The sequence below is a fragment of the Micromonospora sp. SD19 genome (assembly GCF_054462275.1).
Genome location: NZ_JBTLMN010000004.1, coordinates 1 through 13638, shown reverse-complemented (window position 1 = coordinate 13638; position 13638 = coordinate 1). Strand labels below are relative to the sequence as shown.

Here is a 13638-nt window from a genome sequence, read left to right as displayed (position 1 = left end):
GCTCACCGACCTGCGGACGGCACCGCGCGTACGCTGGGCCGAGTGACGATGGAGCTCCGTGTGCTGGTGGACGACCCGGGTGACCCGCGTAGCCGTGAGGTGCCCCTGGACTTCCCTCGGGAGTGGATCGAGTTCACCGACCCCGCCGACGAGACGCACCTGATCCGGGCCGACCTGACCTGGTTGCTCTCCCGCTGGACCTGCATCTTCGGCAAGGGCTGCCACGGCATCATCGCCGGCCGAGCCGCGGACGGTTGCTGCTCACACGGCGCGTTCTTCACCGACTCGGACGACGAGAAGCGGGTCCGCAACGCCGTCCGGCGGCTCACCCCGTCGACCTGGCAGCACTTCCGGCGCGGGTTCAAGAACTGGACCGACGAGGACACCATCGACGGCAAGAACCCGGCCCGCCGCACCGCCACCCAGGGCGCCGACGGTCCGTGCGTCTTCCTCAACGACGCCGACTTCGCCGGCGGGGGCGGTTGCGCGCTGCACGCGCAGGCGCTGCGCGACGGGGTGCACCCGTTGGAGTACAAGCCGGACGTCTGTTGGCAGCTGCCGATCCGCCGTGACCAGGACTGGGTGAAGCGACCGGACAACAGCAAGGTGCTGGTCTCCACGCTGTCCGAGTTCGACCGGCGGGGCTGGGGAGCCGGCGGGCACGACCTGGACTGGTGGTGCACGTCCTCGACGGACGCGCACGTCGGCGCCGAGCCCATGTACCTGTCGTACGGGCCGGAGCTGACCGCTCTGATCGGCGCTGCCGCGTACGAGCGGCTGGCCGAGCTGTGCGCGACCAGGACGAGGCAGGGCATGATCGCCCCGCACCCCGCCGACGAGATCTAGCGGTCTCGGTACGGTTCACCTGGCTGCGACGCCTCCGCCTGACGACGGCCCGGCACAGCGACGCCACGGGCCTCCGCGGCGGCGCGAACGAGATCATCGGACGCCTCGCCACACTGCTCGCCCGCCCGCCTGAAGAGCGATGCCACAACGCCCGTAGCGGGGGAGCCAGGGATATCGGATGCGAAGCCTTTGGAGCTGACTCGTTTACGACATCGGCCCGGCCGGCGTCGGCCCGGCCGGCGTCGGCCCGGCCGGCGTCGGCCCGGCCGGCGTCGGCCCGGCCGGCGTCGGCCCGGCCGGCGTCGGCCCGGCCGGCGTCGGCCCGGCCGGCGTCGGCCCGGCCGGCGTCGGCGGATGACTCGTTTGTGACATCAGCTCCAAAGGACCCCACCACCGGACTCGCATCCCCGGGCACAGGTGGCTGGGCCCCCGAAACTGGCTCGCTGAGCAGGCGCAAACAGGCCGAAGGGGGCCCGCGTCGAGCGCGGGCCCCCTTCGGGTACGCCGATCACGGCTCGAACTTGTAGCCCAGACCCCGGACGGTCACGATGAATCGCGGCGCGGACGGCTCCGGCTCGATCTTCGAGCGCAGCCGCTTGACGTGCACGTCGAGCGTCTTGGTGTCACCGACGTAGTCGGCACCCCAGACCCGGTCGATGAGCTGGCCTCGGGTGAGCACCCGGCCGGCGTTGCGCAGCAGCAGCTCCAGCAGTTCGAACTCCTTCAGCGGCAGCTGCACCGCACCGCCGTCGACGGTCACCACGTGCCGTTCGATGTCCATCCGCACCGGGCCGGCGGCCAGCGTCGGCGCACCCGCCTCCGCCACCTCCGGGCTCTGCCGGCGCAGCACCGCCCGGATCCGGGCGACCAGTTCCCGAGGCGAGTACGGCTTCGTCACGTAGTCGTCGGCACCGATCTCCAGCCCGACCACCTTGTCGATCTCGCTGTCCCGGGCGGTGACCATGATGATCGGCACGGCAGAGCGCTGCCGCAACTGCCGGCAGACCTCGGTGCCCGACATCTCGGGCAACATCAGGTCGAGCAGCACGATGTCGGCGCCGGTCCGGTCGAACTCGGTGAGAGCGTCGGTGCCGGTCGCGGCGACCGAAACCTCAAAGCCCTCCTTACGGAGCATGTACGACAAGGCGTCGGAGAACGACTCCTCGTCCTCGACCACGAGAACGCGGCTCAACGGGGATTTCCTTTCCATTTGCTGTCAGACCTGCCGTAGCCCAGTCGGACCGGACTCGATCCCAACCGGCGGCAGTGTCGCCAGGAGGTCATCCGGTGGACTGGCGGGCAGCCGGAGGGTGAACGTCGATCCACCACCAAGAGTGCTCGACACCTCGACCCGTCCGCCATGGTTGCTCGCAATGTGTTTCACGATCGCCAGGCCGAGCCCGGTGCCGCCGGTGGCACGCGAGCGGGCCTGGTCGGCCCGGTAGAACCGTTCGAAGATCCGGTCGACGTCGGTGGGGGCGATACCGATGCCCTGGTCGGCGACGGCGACCTCGACGTGCTCGTCGTCGCCCCGCAGGGTGACCCGGACAGTGGTGTCCTCACCCGAGTAGTTGATGGCGTTCTCCACCAGGTTCGCCACCGCCGTGGCGAGTTGGGAGTCGCTGCCGTACGCGGTGAGACCACGCTCACCGTCCACGGCCACCGTGACCCCTCGGGCGGAGGCTGTGGTGCGGGTCCGGTCGACCACCTCGGCGATCACCCAGTCCAGCGCGACCGGCTCCGGTGGCGGCTGCGGCTCAGCGCCCTGCAACCGGGTCAGTTCCAGCAACTCCTGCACCAGCCGGCCGAGACGGGTCGACTCGTGCTGGATCCGCTCGGCGAACCGGCGGGCGGCCACCAGGTCCTCGGGAAGGTCGGAGGCCGCGGCGTCGGCCGGCTCGGTGGCGTCCAGCAACGCCTCGGCGAGCAGTTGCAGGGCCCCGATCGGGGTCTTCAGCTCGTGGCTCACGTTGGCCACGAAGTCACGTCGTACCCGGGTCAGCCGGTGCGACTCGGTCACGTCGACCGCCTCGACCGCGATGAAGCCGTTGCCGAGGCCCATCGCCCGCAGGTGCACGCCGAGCGGGTTCTCCCCCGCGCTGTCGCGACCCCGGGGCAGGTCCAGCTCGATCTCGCGCCGCACGCCGGTGCGTCGCACCTGGCCGGCGAGGGTACGGATCAGTGGGTGCGCGGCGATCGAGCCGGGGGTGCTGCCGGTCCGCAGCAACCCCATCGCGCGGGCGGCCGGGTTGATCAACACGGGGACGTCGTCGTTGTCCAGTACCACGACACCGGCCCGGAGCGAGTCGATCGTCCGGCGGCCGAGCCCGGCCTGCTGCTCGTCGGCTATCGCGGGCCTCCCCCTGTTCCAGCGGAAGCTGACGCTCCCCGTCGACGCGGAGCGGTCGTCCCGCCTCGGCAGGAACCGGGGCAGCAGCAGACCGGCGACCATCCCGGCCACCAACGCCACGACCACCACGACCGCCACTGCCCACTCCACCCGGCGATCGTAGGGTCATTGTTAACCTGGCTACCACACAGAACGGGACGAAACACCCTCACTTACACAACTGTTCACCCCCACGTCTGGCGTCGTTCACCGTGGTTCATCCGGGGTCCGTCCGCGCGCCCTACCGTTGGCGTCGCACCTGCTCAAACCCCTGCGCCGGCACCCGTCGGCGGCGACCGACCACAGGACGTGATGATGCGCGACGAGTTCCGGGCCGACCTCCAGATCGTCAGCCAACTGCTGGTGGACATGGCGGAGGGCGTCCGCGCCGCCATGCGCCAGGCCACCCGGGCCCTGCTCACCGCCGACCGGCAGGCCGCCGAGACGGTCATCGAGCGGGACGCCGAGATCGACGACCTCTACCGGCACGTCGAGGAGCGGGTCTGCGACCTGCTCGCCCGACAGGCACCGGTCGCCTCCGACCTCCGGGCGATGATCACCGCGCTGCACGTGGCCGCCGATCTGGAGCGGATGGGCGACCTGGCCGAGCACGTGGCGAAGACCGCGCTGCGCCGGCACCCCTCCCCGGCCGTCCCGGCCGAGCTGCGGACGGTCTTCACCGAGATGTCCGAGATCGCCGACCGGATGGCCGTGAAGATCGGTTCGGTGCTGGCGAAGCCCGACGCCGACCTCGCCGGTGAGTTGGACCGCGACGACGACGCCATGGACGAGCTGCACAAGAACCTGTTCGCGGTGCTGCTCGGTGACGACTGGCCGTACGGGGTGGAGACGGCCATCGACGCCACCCTGCTGGGCCGCTTCTACGAGCGCTTCGCCGACCACGCTGTCAACGCCGGCGAGCACGTGATCTACCTGATCACCGGGGAGAGCACGCCCAGCGGCAACTGACGCACCGGAAAGGGGGCCCCTCGCCATCGCTCTGCGCGATGAACGAGGGGCCCCTTCTGGTAGCTCAGCGCCCCTGGTTGGCCACCGCCGCGGCCGCCGCCTTGGCGGCGGTCGGGTCGAGGTAGGTGCCGCCCAGGGTCAGCGGGCGCAGCTGCGGGTCGAGGTCGTAGCGCAGCGGGATGCCCGTCGGGATGTTCAGCTTCGCGATCGCCTCGTCGGAGATCTGGTCGAGGTGCTTGACGAGGGCACGCAGCGAGTTGCCGTGCGCTGCCACCAGCACCGTCCGGCCGGCCAGGATGTCCGGCACGATCGAGTCGTACCAGTACGGCAGCATCCGCTCGACGACGTCCTTGAGGCACTCGGTGCGCGGCATCAGCTCGGTCGGCAGCAGCGCGTAGCGAGGGTCACCCACCTGCGACCACTCGTCGTTGTCGTCGATCGGCGGCGGCGGCGTGTCGTACGACCGGCGCCAGAGCATGAACTGCTCCTCGCCGTACTCGTCGAGGGTCTGCTTCTTGTTCTTGCCCTGCAGGGCGCCGTAGTGCCGCTCATTGAGCCGCCACGACCGGCGCACCGCGATCCAGTGCCGGTCGGCGGCGTTGAGCGCCAGCTCGGCGGTGCGGATCGCACGACGCATCACGCTGGTGTGCACGACGTCGGGCAGGAGGCTGTGCTCGCGCAGCAGCTCGCCGCCGCGCCGCGCCTCACCCTCGCCCTTCTCGGTCAGGTCGACGTCCACCCAACCGGTGAAGAGGTTCTTGGCATTCCAGTCGCTCTCACCGTGTCGCAGCAGGACCAGCGTCCCGATGGTGGGCCCTTCGCTCGCAGTCATGCGGATCATCCTGCCTCAACCGCTGCGGGGACACGCGGGCAGCCGTCGTGACGACCACCACGTGAAAAAGCGGGTGACCAGCAGATCCGCCCGCCACTAGGGTTGTAAGGCGCAACAGTCACATCGGTCATTACTTGCAAGCGGGGCGCCATATGCGGACGATGCGGAGTTGGTTCCGGGACACCACCGGCGGCCTACCGACCACCTTCTGGTACCTGTGGTCGGGCACCCTGATCAACCGGCTCGGCTCGTTCGTCCTCGTCTTCCTCGCGATCTACCTGACCCAGGAACGTGGCTTCTCGGCCTCCCAGGCCGGGCTGGTGATCGGCCTCTGGGGCGTCGGTGGGGCGTTCGGCACCACCGCCGGCGGCACCCTCGCGGACCGGTGGGGCCGCCGACCGACGCTGCTCACCGCGCACGTGGGCGCGGCGGCCATGATGCTCGCGCTCGGACTGGCCCGGGACCTCTGGGCGGTGGCGCTGGGCGCGCTGCTGCTCGGCATGTTCGCCGAGGCGGCCCGGCCCGCGTTCGGGGCGATGATGATCGACGTGGTGCCGGCGAAGGACCGACTGCGCGCCTTCTCGCTCAACTACTGGGCGATCAACCTGGGCTTCGCCTGCGCCGCCGTCCTCGCCGGTCTCGCCGCGCAGGCCAACTACCTGTTGCTGTTCGTGGTCGACGCGGCCACCATGCTGATCACCGCGCTGATCATCTTCAGCAAGGTGCCGGAGACCCGCCAGGTCGGCCCCGCCACCGCCACGAGGGCCGCCCCGCGCGGTGCCCTGCGCACGATTCTCACCGACCGGGTCTACCTCGGCTTCGTGGCGCTCAACCTGTTCGCCGCGCTGGTGTTCCTCCAGCACATCTCGATGCTGCCGATCGCGATGGGCGACGACGGTCTGAGCCCGGCCACCTACGGCTCGGTGATCGCGCTCAACGGCATCCTCATCGTGGTCGGCCAACTCTTCGTACCCCGACTGATCCGGGGTCGGAGCCGCTCGCACGTGCTCGCGCTGGCCTCGGTGGTGATGGGTGTGGGGTTCGGGCTGACCGCCTTCGCCGGCACCCCCTGGTTCTACGGGCTGACAGTGCTGATCTGGACGGTCGGCGAGATGCTGAACTCGCCCTCCAACTCCACGCTGATCGCCGAACTCTCCCCGGCCGAGCTACGCGGGCGCTACCAGGGCGTGTTCTCCCTCTCGTGGCAGATCGCCGGGGCCAGCGCGCCGATCCTCGGTGGCCTGGTCCGCGAGCATGCCGGCAACGACACGCTCTGGTACGGCTGCGCCGCGCTCGGCCTCCTGACCGCTGTCGCCCACCTGGTGTCGGGCCCGGCCCGGGAGCGGCGGGCAACCGCGCTGCGCCGTTCCGGCGAGGCACTGGCGCCGGCCACCGCGACCCGGGCGCCGCAGCCCGCCGAGGCTTAACGGCTGGCGCGTCCGGGCCGGACTTCCTACTGTGCAGTGGAAACAGTTAACAGTCTGAACTGTCGGGAGGTCTGGTGCACGCCCTGCGGCGCTGGTGGGACGACACCGCAGGCGGGCTCCCCGCCACCTTCTGGTACCTCTGGGCCGGCCTGCTGATCAACCGGGCCGGCGCGTTCGCCATGCTGTTCCTGTCGCTCTACCTCACCGACGTACGCGGCGCGAGCGAAGGCCTGGCCGGCACCGTGGTCGGCGCGTACGGGGCCGGTGGGGCGGCCGGCGTCCTGTTCGGCGGGGTGCTCGCCGACCGCTGGGGACGCCGGGCAACCCTGCTCGCCGCGCACCTGGCCACTGTCGGTCTGATGGTGGCGCTCGCCTTCACCCGGCCACTGCTGCTGATCGCGGTGCTCTCCGCGCTGATCGGCGTGGTCCACTCGATGCCCAGTCCCGCGTTCGTCGCCGCGATCGTCGACGTGGTGCCCGCCGAGCGCCGCTCGCGCGCGTTCAACCTCCAGTTCTGGGCGTTCAACCTGGGCATGGCGGTCGCCTCGCTGCTCGCCGGCATCCTGGCCGAGGCGAGCTTCACGGCGCTGTTCCTGGTCGACGCGGGTGCCACCCTCACCGCCGCCGCCGTGATCGCCTGGAAGGTGCCGGAAACCCTGCGACTGGCCCAGCCGGTGGCCGGCCTTCCGCCCGCCACCCGCGCGGCACCGAGGTCCGTCCGGGTCCGTCGACCGGGACTGCACACCGCGCTCACCGACCGCACCTTCCTGGTCTTCGTCGGGCTCACCTTCGTGCTGGCCGTACTCACCATGCAGACGTCGACGATCATGCCGCTGGCGATGCGCGCGGACGGCCTGGGGCCATCGGCGTACGGGCTGGTGGTGGCGCTCGGCGGCGCGCTGATCGTGGTCGGGCAACTGTTCGTGCCCCGACTGATCGACCGGCACCGCAAGGACGTCGTGCTGGCCGCCTCCACCGCGCTGCTCGCGCTCGGCTTCGGGGCGCTCGCCATCGCCGACGAACTGGCCATTTACCTGGGTGCCGCGGTGATCTGGACGGTCGGTTCGATGCTCGCCGCCCCGCCCAACGCGCAGATCAACGCCGACCTGGCACCACCACAGCTACGGGCGCGCTACCAGTCGGTCTTCTACCTGACCTTCCCGGCCGCGGCGTTCGTCGCGCCCACCCTCGGCGGGGTGAGCCTTCAGCACCTCGGCGACCGGCACTGGCTGATCGTGGGTGGACTGGGCCTGCTGGCAGCGCTCGGGCACCTGCTCGCCGGACCACCCCGGGAACGGCACGTGGCCGCCCTGCGCCGGGTCACCGACCCGGAACCAAAGAACGCCGCAGACCGCGTACCGACCGGATAACGACGCAAAGCGCCCACCACGTCCCTGAGGTCGTGGTGGGCGCCCGCCGGCGGGGCCGGCGGCGGCGGGCAACACTCACCCCCGTAAGCATCGCCCGCTCACGCCGCCGGTCCAAACAGGTGGGAACCGTCCCCCAACGGTTATTCCACCCGTCCCCTCGCGCCTCGTCTGGTGCGCGGATCTGATCGATCCGCCGCTCCCCCGAACGTTTCCAAACGTGGCGCGGTGCAATAAAGCTAGTTCGCCCGGATTCTGGATTCAACCCAGAACGGCTGTCTCGCCGGTCACAACTGACGAGTATCCGCTGCTCCGGCCTCGTCCGTTGGCAACAGCCGGTTACCCGCCGGCCATTCCCGCAAACACCTCAACCGTCTTCCCGATCGGGTGACTCGGTCCGGAAGAAGTTGCTCTGCCGGCCGTCTCGCAACTGTTCCTGATAAATCAGGTTCAGCCGCCGCAGGTCAAAGGTGTAGAACCACTCATCCCAGGTGATCTCGCGGATCCGGCTGCTTTCCCGGTATCCGGGAATGTTGAAGGTCAACACCCCCGCCCGACCATCCCGCTCCGTGCCGGCGATGGTCGCCGGCTTCGCCCCGCGATCCCGGGCCCAGCGCTTGATCACCTCGTGGTTCGCCGTGATCAGACTCCGCCCCGGCCGCTCCGGCCGGTCCATGGTCGACGAGATCACCTGCGAACTGCGGACCGACCGACCCGTACCCCGTCCGGTCCGAATCCCGCCGGCCGCCGTGCCGCCACCGGTCGACTGCGTGAACGTGCGCTTGGCCGCCGTGCTCCTGGCCGGCGCCGTGCGCTTGGCCGCCGTGCTCTTGGCCGCTGCCGTGCGCTTGGTCGCGCTCTTGGCCGGCGCCGCACGCTTCGCCGCCGCGCTCTTGGCCGGCGCCGCACGCTTCGCCGCCGGCCGCGCCGGTGCCTTTTTCGCCGGCGCCTTCCGCGCGGGCGCCGTACGCGCCGTCGCTGTCTTACGGGCCGCCGTGGTCTTCCGCGCTGCCGCGGTCTTGCGGGCCGCCGCGGTCTTACGGGCGGCGGTCGTCCTGCTCGCGGTCGCGGTCTTACGCGCGGCGGTCGACGTCGCCGCCGTCGTCGTCTTCCTCGCGGTCGCCTTCTTCGCCGGTGCCCTCTTCGCGGCCGCCGTCGACTTCCGCGCGGCGGTCGCCTTCGTTGCGGCGGCCCGCTTCGCGGGCGCGCTCTTGTTCGCCGGCGCGGCCTTCGCCCGGCTCGATGCCGGCCTGGCCGCCGACTTCTTGGTGGTGGCGGCGCGACCGGCAGACGCCCGGGTGCCGGTGGCCCGGCCCGACGGGCCGGTGCTGCTCCGACCCGCGCCGGCGCGCATCGAGCGCACCAGCTGTTTCACCAGGTCGGGCTTGCGCAGTGCGGAGATCCCGGAGACCCCGCGTTTGCGCAGCTGCCCGCGGATGTCGTCCACCCGCATCCGGGAGATCTCCGACTCGGAGACTCCTGGCGTACCCGGCGTCTGGTTGCCGGCCTGTCGCTTTGTCCTGGTCGCAGTCGCGCCGCGACCTGAGCTGTTCCGCTGAGCCATGGGACGCTCCGCTCCTTGGCACTCCGTCATCGGCGCGCGGGGGTCCCTTGCCGCACCGCGCGGTGCGGCATACCCGTCAGGAGCACTCCGAACCACCGACAGTTCGCCATGATCGTGCTCGATCCAGGATCGAGTGGCATCGCGGCGTCAACGACACCACTACTTCCTGGTTCCAGCACGATCTTGCAGGGGTGCCCGCCGGGCGCAGCGCGGGCGGCGCGGGGCGCGCCGGGCGCGCCGGGCGTGGGGCGCGCGGGCACGCGGGCGCCCGGGGCACGCGGGCGCCCGGGTCAGGTTGGGTCGGGGCCGGCGCCGGAGGGCTCGAAGAGGTGCGCGAAGGCGGCCAGGTTGGCTGTCGACTCGCCCCGCTTGACCCGCCACTCGTACTCGCGCCGGATCGAACTGCCGAAGCCGATCTCCAGCATCGTGTCGAACGACTCGTCGGCGTACGTGAGGACAGCGCCGAGCAGCCGATCCAACTCGTCGGCGTCCACGCCGGCCGGGTTGACCCGACCGGTCAGGTACACGTCGCCGACCGCGTCGGTGGAAAAGGAGACGCCGTACATCCGGGCGTTGCGCTGCAACAGCCAGGCCCACAACTCCTCGCGGCGCTCGTCCGGCTGACGCATCACGAACGCCTCGATCCGCAGCGCGTGCTCGCCGACGATCAGGTTGCAGACCGTCTTGAGCTTGTGGGTGCCCGGCAGCGTCACCGCGTACGAGTTGGGGCCGGTCGACTCCCAGGCCAGGTCACGCTCGGCACAGACCGACTCGATCAGGGTCGCAAGATCGCTCTTCGGGCTCACCGGACCCACTCTACGACCGACCCGGCCCGCGCACCGGGTGGCGACCGACGCCCCCGGTCACCAGGAGCAGGAGAGCGCCGGGTCGCATGCCAGGTCGGCAGCGAGCCGGGCACGGTGCGCGGCGATCGCCTCGCCGTAGACCCCGAGCAGACCCGCGACCGTACGGTCCCAGGAGAAATGCCGGGCGTGCTGCTCGGCACCTCGGGCCAGCACCGACCGGAGGGCCCGGTTCGGCAGCAGGCTGCCCAGCGCACGCGCCCAGTCGACGGGGTCGTGCCCGTCGATCAGCACCCCGCTGACCTGGTTCCGTACGGCGGTGACCAGCCCGCCGACGGCGGCGGCCAGCACCGGCGTACCGCAGGCCTGCGCCTCCAGGGCGACCAGCCCGAACGATTCGTTGTGCGACGGGACCGCGACCAGATCCGCCGCCCGGTACAGGGCGGGAAGGTCGTCGCCGGTGAGCGGTGGCAGGAACCGCACCCCGTCGGTGACCCCCAGCTTGGCTGCCAACTCGATCAGGGCGGTCGGCCGGTCCAGCCCACTGCCGCTGGGCCCACCACAGATCACCACTGTCACCTGGTCGGCCACTGCCGGATCGCGCTCCCGCAGGGCAGCCACCGCGCGGATCAACACGTCGGGGGCCTTGAGCGGCTGGATCCGGCCGACGAAGGCGACCACGTACCCGTCGACCGGGAGCCCCAGCCGACGACGGGCCTTGCGGGCGGCCGCGGACCGATCGCCCGACGCGGGCCGGAACCTGTGCAGGTCGACGCCCGGTTGCACGACGGCAACCCGGGTCGGGTCGGCGTCGTAGCGGTCGAGCAGGTCGCTGGCCTCGACCCGGGTGTTGGCGACCAGCCGGTCGGCCTCGGCGACGACCTGCTCCTCGCCGATGACCCGGGCCTTGGGCTCTGGGCGGTCACCGGCCGCGAGCTGGGCGTTCTTGACCTTGGCGAGGGTGTGCGCGGTGTGCACCAGCGGCACACCCCAACGCTCCTTGGCCAGCCAGCCGACCTGGCCGGAGAGCCAGTAGTGCGAGTGGATCAGGTCGTAGTGGCCGGGCGGGCGGGATGCCTCCGCGCGCAGCACACCGGCGGTGAAGGCGCAGAGCTGACCGGGCAACTCCTCCTTGGTGAGCCCTTCCAGGGGGCCGGAGGTGATGTGCCGGACCTGCACCCCGGGTGCCATCTCGACCACCGGGGGAAGGTCACCGGAGGTGGCCCGGGTGAAGATCTCCACCTCCACGTTGGCCTCGGCGAGACGCCGGGCGACTTCGAGGATGTAGACGTTCATGCCGCCGGCGTCACCCGTGCCGGGTTGGTGCAGGGGCGAGGTGTGTACCGACAGGGTGGCGATGCGGCGAGGCCGGGGCCACGGCTGGGCACCTCGCTGACGTCCGACACCGGTGTGCATTTCCGCCACATCCGCTCCTTCGTCACGGTTGATGCCGTCTCGCACGACCGGCGCTTCTCGGTCAACCTGTACGCGCGGTGCCATCTTCCCCATCGGCCTCCGGAAATTCCCGGGCGCGGCCCCCCGGGGTGACGGACCTCATCACGCGGACGCCCGCCGATGCCTGCCGCACGCCCGGTCGGGGCCGGTGGCACGCCCACTGTGACAATGTCGGGATGACCTCAGTCGCCATCGTCACGGGAGCGTCCAGCGGGATCGGCGCGGCCACCGCCCGCCGGCTCGCCGCCGAGGGATTCCACGTGCTCGCCGCCGCCCGCCGCGCCGAACGGCTCACCGACCTGGTCGCCGAGATCACCGCCGCCGGCGGGCAGGCCACCGCGGTGACCTGCGACGTCACCTCGGACGAGTCGGTGGCCCGGCTGGCCGAGGCCGCCGCGCAGGCACCCGGGCCGGTCACCCTCCTGGTCAACAACGCTGGCGGGGCGCGCGGGCTGGACCCGGTGGAGTCCGGCTCGGTCGCCGACTGGCAGTGGATGTACGACGTGAACGTGCTCGGCACCCTGCGGGTCACCCAGGCGCTGCTGCCGGCGCTGGAAGCCTCCGGTTCCGGCACCATCGTGGTGGTCTCGTCCACCGCCGGCCTGACCGTGTACGAGGGCGGGGGCGGCTACACCGCCGCGAAGCACGCGCAGACCGCGATCGCCGGCACGCTCCGCCTGGAGCTGTGTGGCCGGCCGCTGCGGGTCATCGAGATCGACCCGGGCATGGTGAAGACCGACGAGTTCGGGCTGGTCCGCTTCGAGGGCGACGCGGAACGGGCAGCCGCCGTCTACGCCGGGGTGCCGGGGCCACTGGTCGCCGAGGACGTCGCCGACTGCATCGCCTGGTGCGCCACCCGCCCCGAGCACGTCAACGTCGACCGGCTGGTGGTCCGGCCACGGGCGCAGGCCGCCCAGCACAAGGTGCACCGAGTGGGCCAGTGAAGCGCGAGGAGTGAGCCGGGTTTGCGAGCCCCGCAGCCGCGAACGGAGACCACGCAGTGAAGCGCGAGGACTGAGCCGGGTTTGCGAGCCCACAGCCGCGAACGGAGATTGGCCCTGAGGTCGACATGAGCCCTACAGCGCGGCGGCGACCGGTCGGGGTGGTCACGCGCGGCACGACGAACCCGAACCGGCTCCGCCGGGTGGACAACTGGATCGTCGCCACCTGCGCCGACCGGCTGCTGGCGGCGGACGACCCGCTGGTGGTCGACCTCGGTTACGGCGCCACCCCGGTGACCGCCGTGGAGCTGCGCGCTCGGCTGGCGGCCGGGGTGCGCCCGGACGTCCGGCTGGTCGGGTTGGAGATCGACGCGGCCCGGGTGGCAGCCGCGGCACCGGCCGCCGATCCACCCGGGCTGACGTTCGCCCGGGGCGGTTTCGAGCTGGCCGGGCTCCGGCCGGTGCTGGTCCGCGCGTTCAACGTGCTGCGACAGTACGACGAGAGCGAGGTGGCCGAAGCCTGGCGGACGATGACCGCCGCGCTCGCCCCCGGTGGAGTGCTCGTCGAGGGCACGTGTGACGAGTTGGGGCGGCTCGCCAGCTGGCTGCTGATCGACGCCGACGGCCCACGGACGCTGACCCTGGCCGCGAAGCTCACCACGCTGGGCAGCCCCGCCGAGCTGGCCGAGCGGCTGCCCAAGGCGTTGATCCACCGCAACGTGCCCGGTGAGCCGGTGCACGCGCTGATCCGCGCCCTGGACGACGCCTGGCAGGCCGCCGCCCCGTACGCCACCTTCGGCCCCCGCCAACGCTGGCTGCGAGCGGTGACCCGCCTGCGGGAAACGGGCTGGCCCGTCCTCGACAACAGCACCCGCTGGCGTCAGGGCGAGCTGACCCTCCCCTGGCCCCTCCCCTAGCCCTCACCCCCGCCCCACCCCGCCACCCGCCGATCTTGCACTTTTGGTTGGCGATTTGCCCTTCGGCATCCTTAATGTCGCCGCAGAAACTGCAAGATCGCGGGGTGGGGGGTGGGGGGTGGGGGGTG

At 71.5% G+C, this 13638-nt stretch carries 12 protein-coding genes and 1 pseudogene; 7 read left to right on the top strand and 6 right to left on the bottom strand.

Going from position 1 to position 13638, the window contains the following annotated elements; genetic code table 11:
* Positions 1-48 precede the first annotated feature (48 nt).
* Positions 49-846: a hypothetical protein gene (locus ACX27O_RS15630; RefSeq protein WP_030329698.1), complete on the top strand. Its 798-nt coding sequence runs from the start codon at positions 49-51 to the stop codon at positions 844-846.
* A gap of 508 nt (positions 847-1354) precedes the next feature.
* Here the strand turns inward: ACX27O_RS15630 and ACX27O_RS15625 are convergent.
* Entirely contained in the window at positions 1355-2038 is a 684-nt protein-coding gene (locus ACX27O_RS15625; RefSeq protein WP_030329696.1) for a response regulator transcription factor, read from the bottom strand.
* Between the two features lie 24 nt (positions 2039-2062).
* A complete protein-coding gene (locus ACX27O_RS15620) occupies positions 2063-3346 on the bottom strand; it encodes a sensor histidine kinase (protein WP_030329694.1) in 1284 nt (427 codons plus the stop codon).
* A gap of 204 nt (positions 3347-3550) precedes the next feature.
* Between ACX27O_RS15620 and phoU the strand changes: the two genes are divergently transcribed.
* Entirely contained in the window at positions 3551-4204 is a 654-nt protein-coding gene (gene phoU / locus ACX27O_RS15615; protein WP_030329692.1) for a phosphate signaling complex protein PhoU, read from the top strand.
* Between the two features lie 64 nt (positions 4205-4268).
* Here the strand turns inward: phoU and ACX27O_RS15610 are convergent, their stop codons facing one another.
* Complete coding sequence (locus tag ACX27O_RS15610) at positions 4269-5036, bottom strand: phosphoglyceromutase (RefSeq protein ID WP_030329691.1); 768 nt, start codon at positions 5034-5036, stop codon at positions 4269-4271.
* A gap of 152 nt (positions 5037-5188) precedes the next feature.
* Between ACX27O_RS15610 and ACX27O_RS15605 the strand changes: the two genes are divergently transcribed.
* Together ACX27O_RS15605 and ACX27O_RS15600 are read left to right on the top strand one after the other, a co-directional pair.
* Positions 5189-6463, top strand: coding sequence for an MDR family MFS transporter (locus ACX27O_RS15605; RefSeq protein WP_030329690.1), 1275 nt, complete (start codon positions 5189-5191; stop codon positions 6461-6463).
* Between the two features lie 74 nt (positions 6464-6537).
* The gene (locus tag ACX27O_RS15600; protein ID WP_030329689.1) at positions 6538-7833 is read left to right on the top strand and encodes an MFS transporter; all 1296 of its coding nucleotides are present in this window, start codon (positions 6538-6540) and stop codon (positions 7831-7833) included.
* A gap of 364 nt (positions 7834-8197) precedes the next feature.
* Here the strand turns inward: ACX27O_RS15600 and ACX27O_RS15595 are convergent.
* Positions 8198-8593 (bottom strand): annotated as a pseudogene (locus ACX27O_RS15595) (hypothetical protein); the annotation flags it as partial.
* Here ACX27O_RS15595 and ACX27O_RS15590 point away from each other — a divergent pair.
* On the top strand, positions 8505-9389 hold the full coding sequence (locus tag ACX27O_RS15590; RefSeq protein ID WP_458939760.1) for a hypothetical protein: 885 nt from the start codon (positions 8505-8507) through the stop codon (positions 9387-9389). The pseudogene ACX27O_RS15595 and the gene ACX27O_RS15590 sit on opposite strands and share 89 nt — an antisense overlap.
* Positions 9390-9684: 295 nt before the next feature.
* On the opposite strand, the gene ACX27O_RS15585 is transcribed toward ACX27O_RS15590, so the two are convergent.
* Together ACX27O_RS15585 and mshA are read right to left on the bottom strand one after the other, a co-directional pair.
* Positions 9685-10200, bottom strand: a complete 516-nt coding sequence (locus tag ACX27O_RS15585; RefSeq protein ID WP_030329687.1) for a type III secretion system chaperone family protein — start codon at positions 10198-10200, stop codon at positions 9685-9687.
* Positions 10201-10257: 57 nt separating this feature from the next.
* Positions 10258-11622, bottom strand: a complete 1365-nt coding sequence (mshA, locus tag ACX27O_RS15580) for a D-inositol-3-phosphate glycosyltransferase (protein ID WP_458939671.1) — start codon at positions 11620-11622, stop codon at positions 10258-10260.
* A 206-nt stretch (positions 11623-11828) separates the two neighbouring features.
* Between mshA and ACX27O_RS15575 the strand changes: the two genes are divergently transcribed.
* Together ACX27O_RS15575 and ACX27O_RS15570 are read left to right on the top strand one after the other, a co-directional pair.
* Positions 11829-12596, top strand: a complete 768-nt coding sequence (locus ACX27O_RS15575) for an SDR family oxidoreductase (protein ID WP_210862890.1) — start codon at positions 11829-11831, stop codon at positions 12594-12596.
* A 125-nt stretch (positions 12597-12721) separates the two neighbouring features.
* Positions 12722-13510, top strand: coding sequence for a class I SAM-dependent methyltransferase (locus ACX27O_RS15570; protein WP_358124792.1), 789 nt, complete (start codon positions 12722-12724; stop codon positions 13508-13510).
* Positions 13511-13638: the final 128 nt, after the last annotated feature.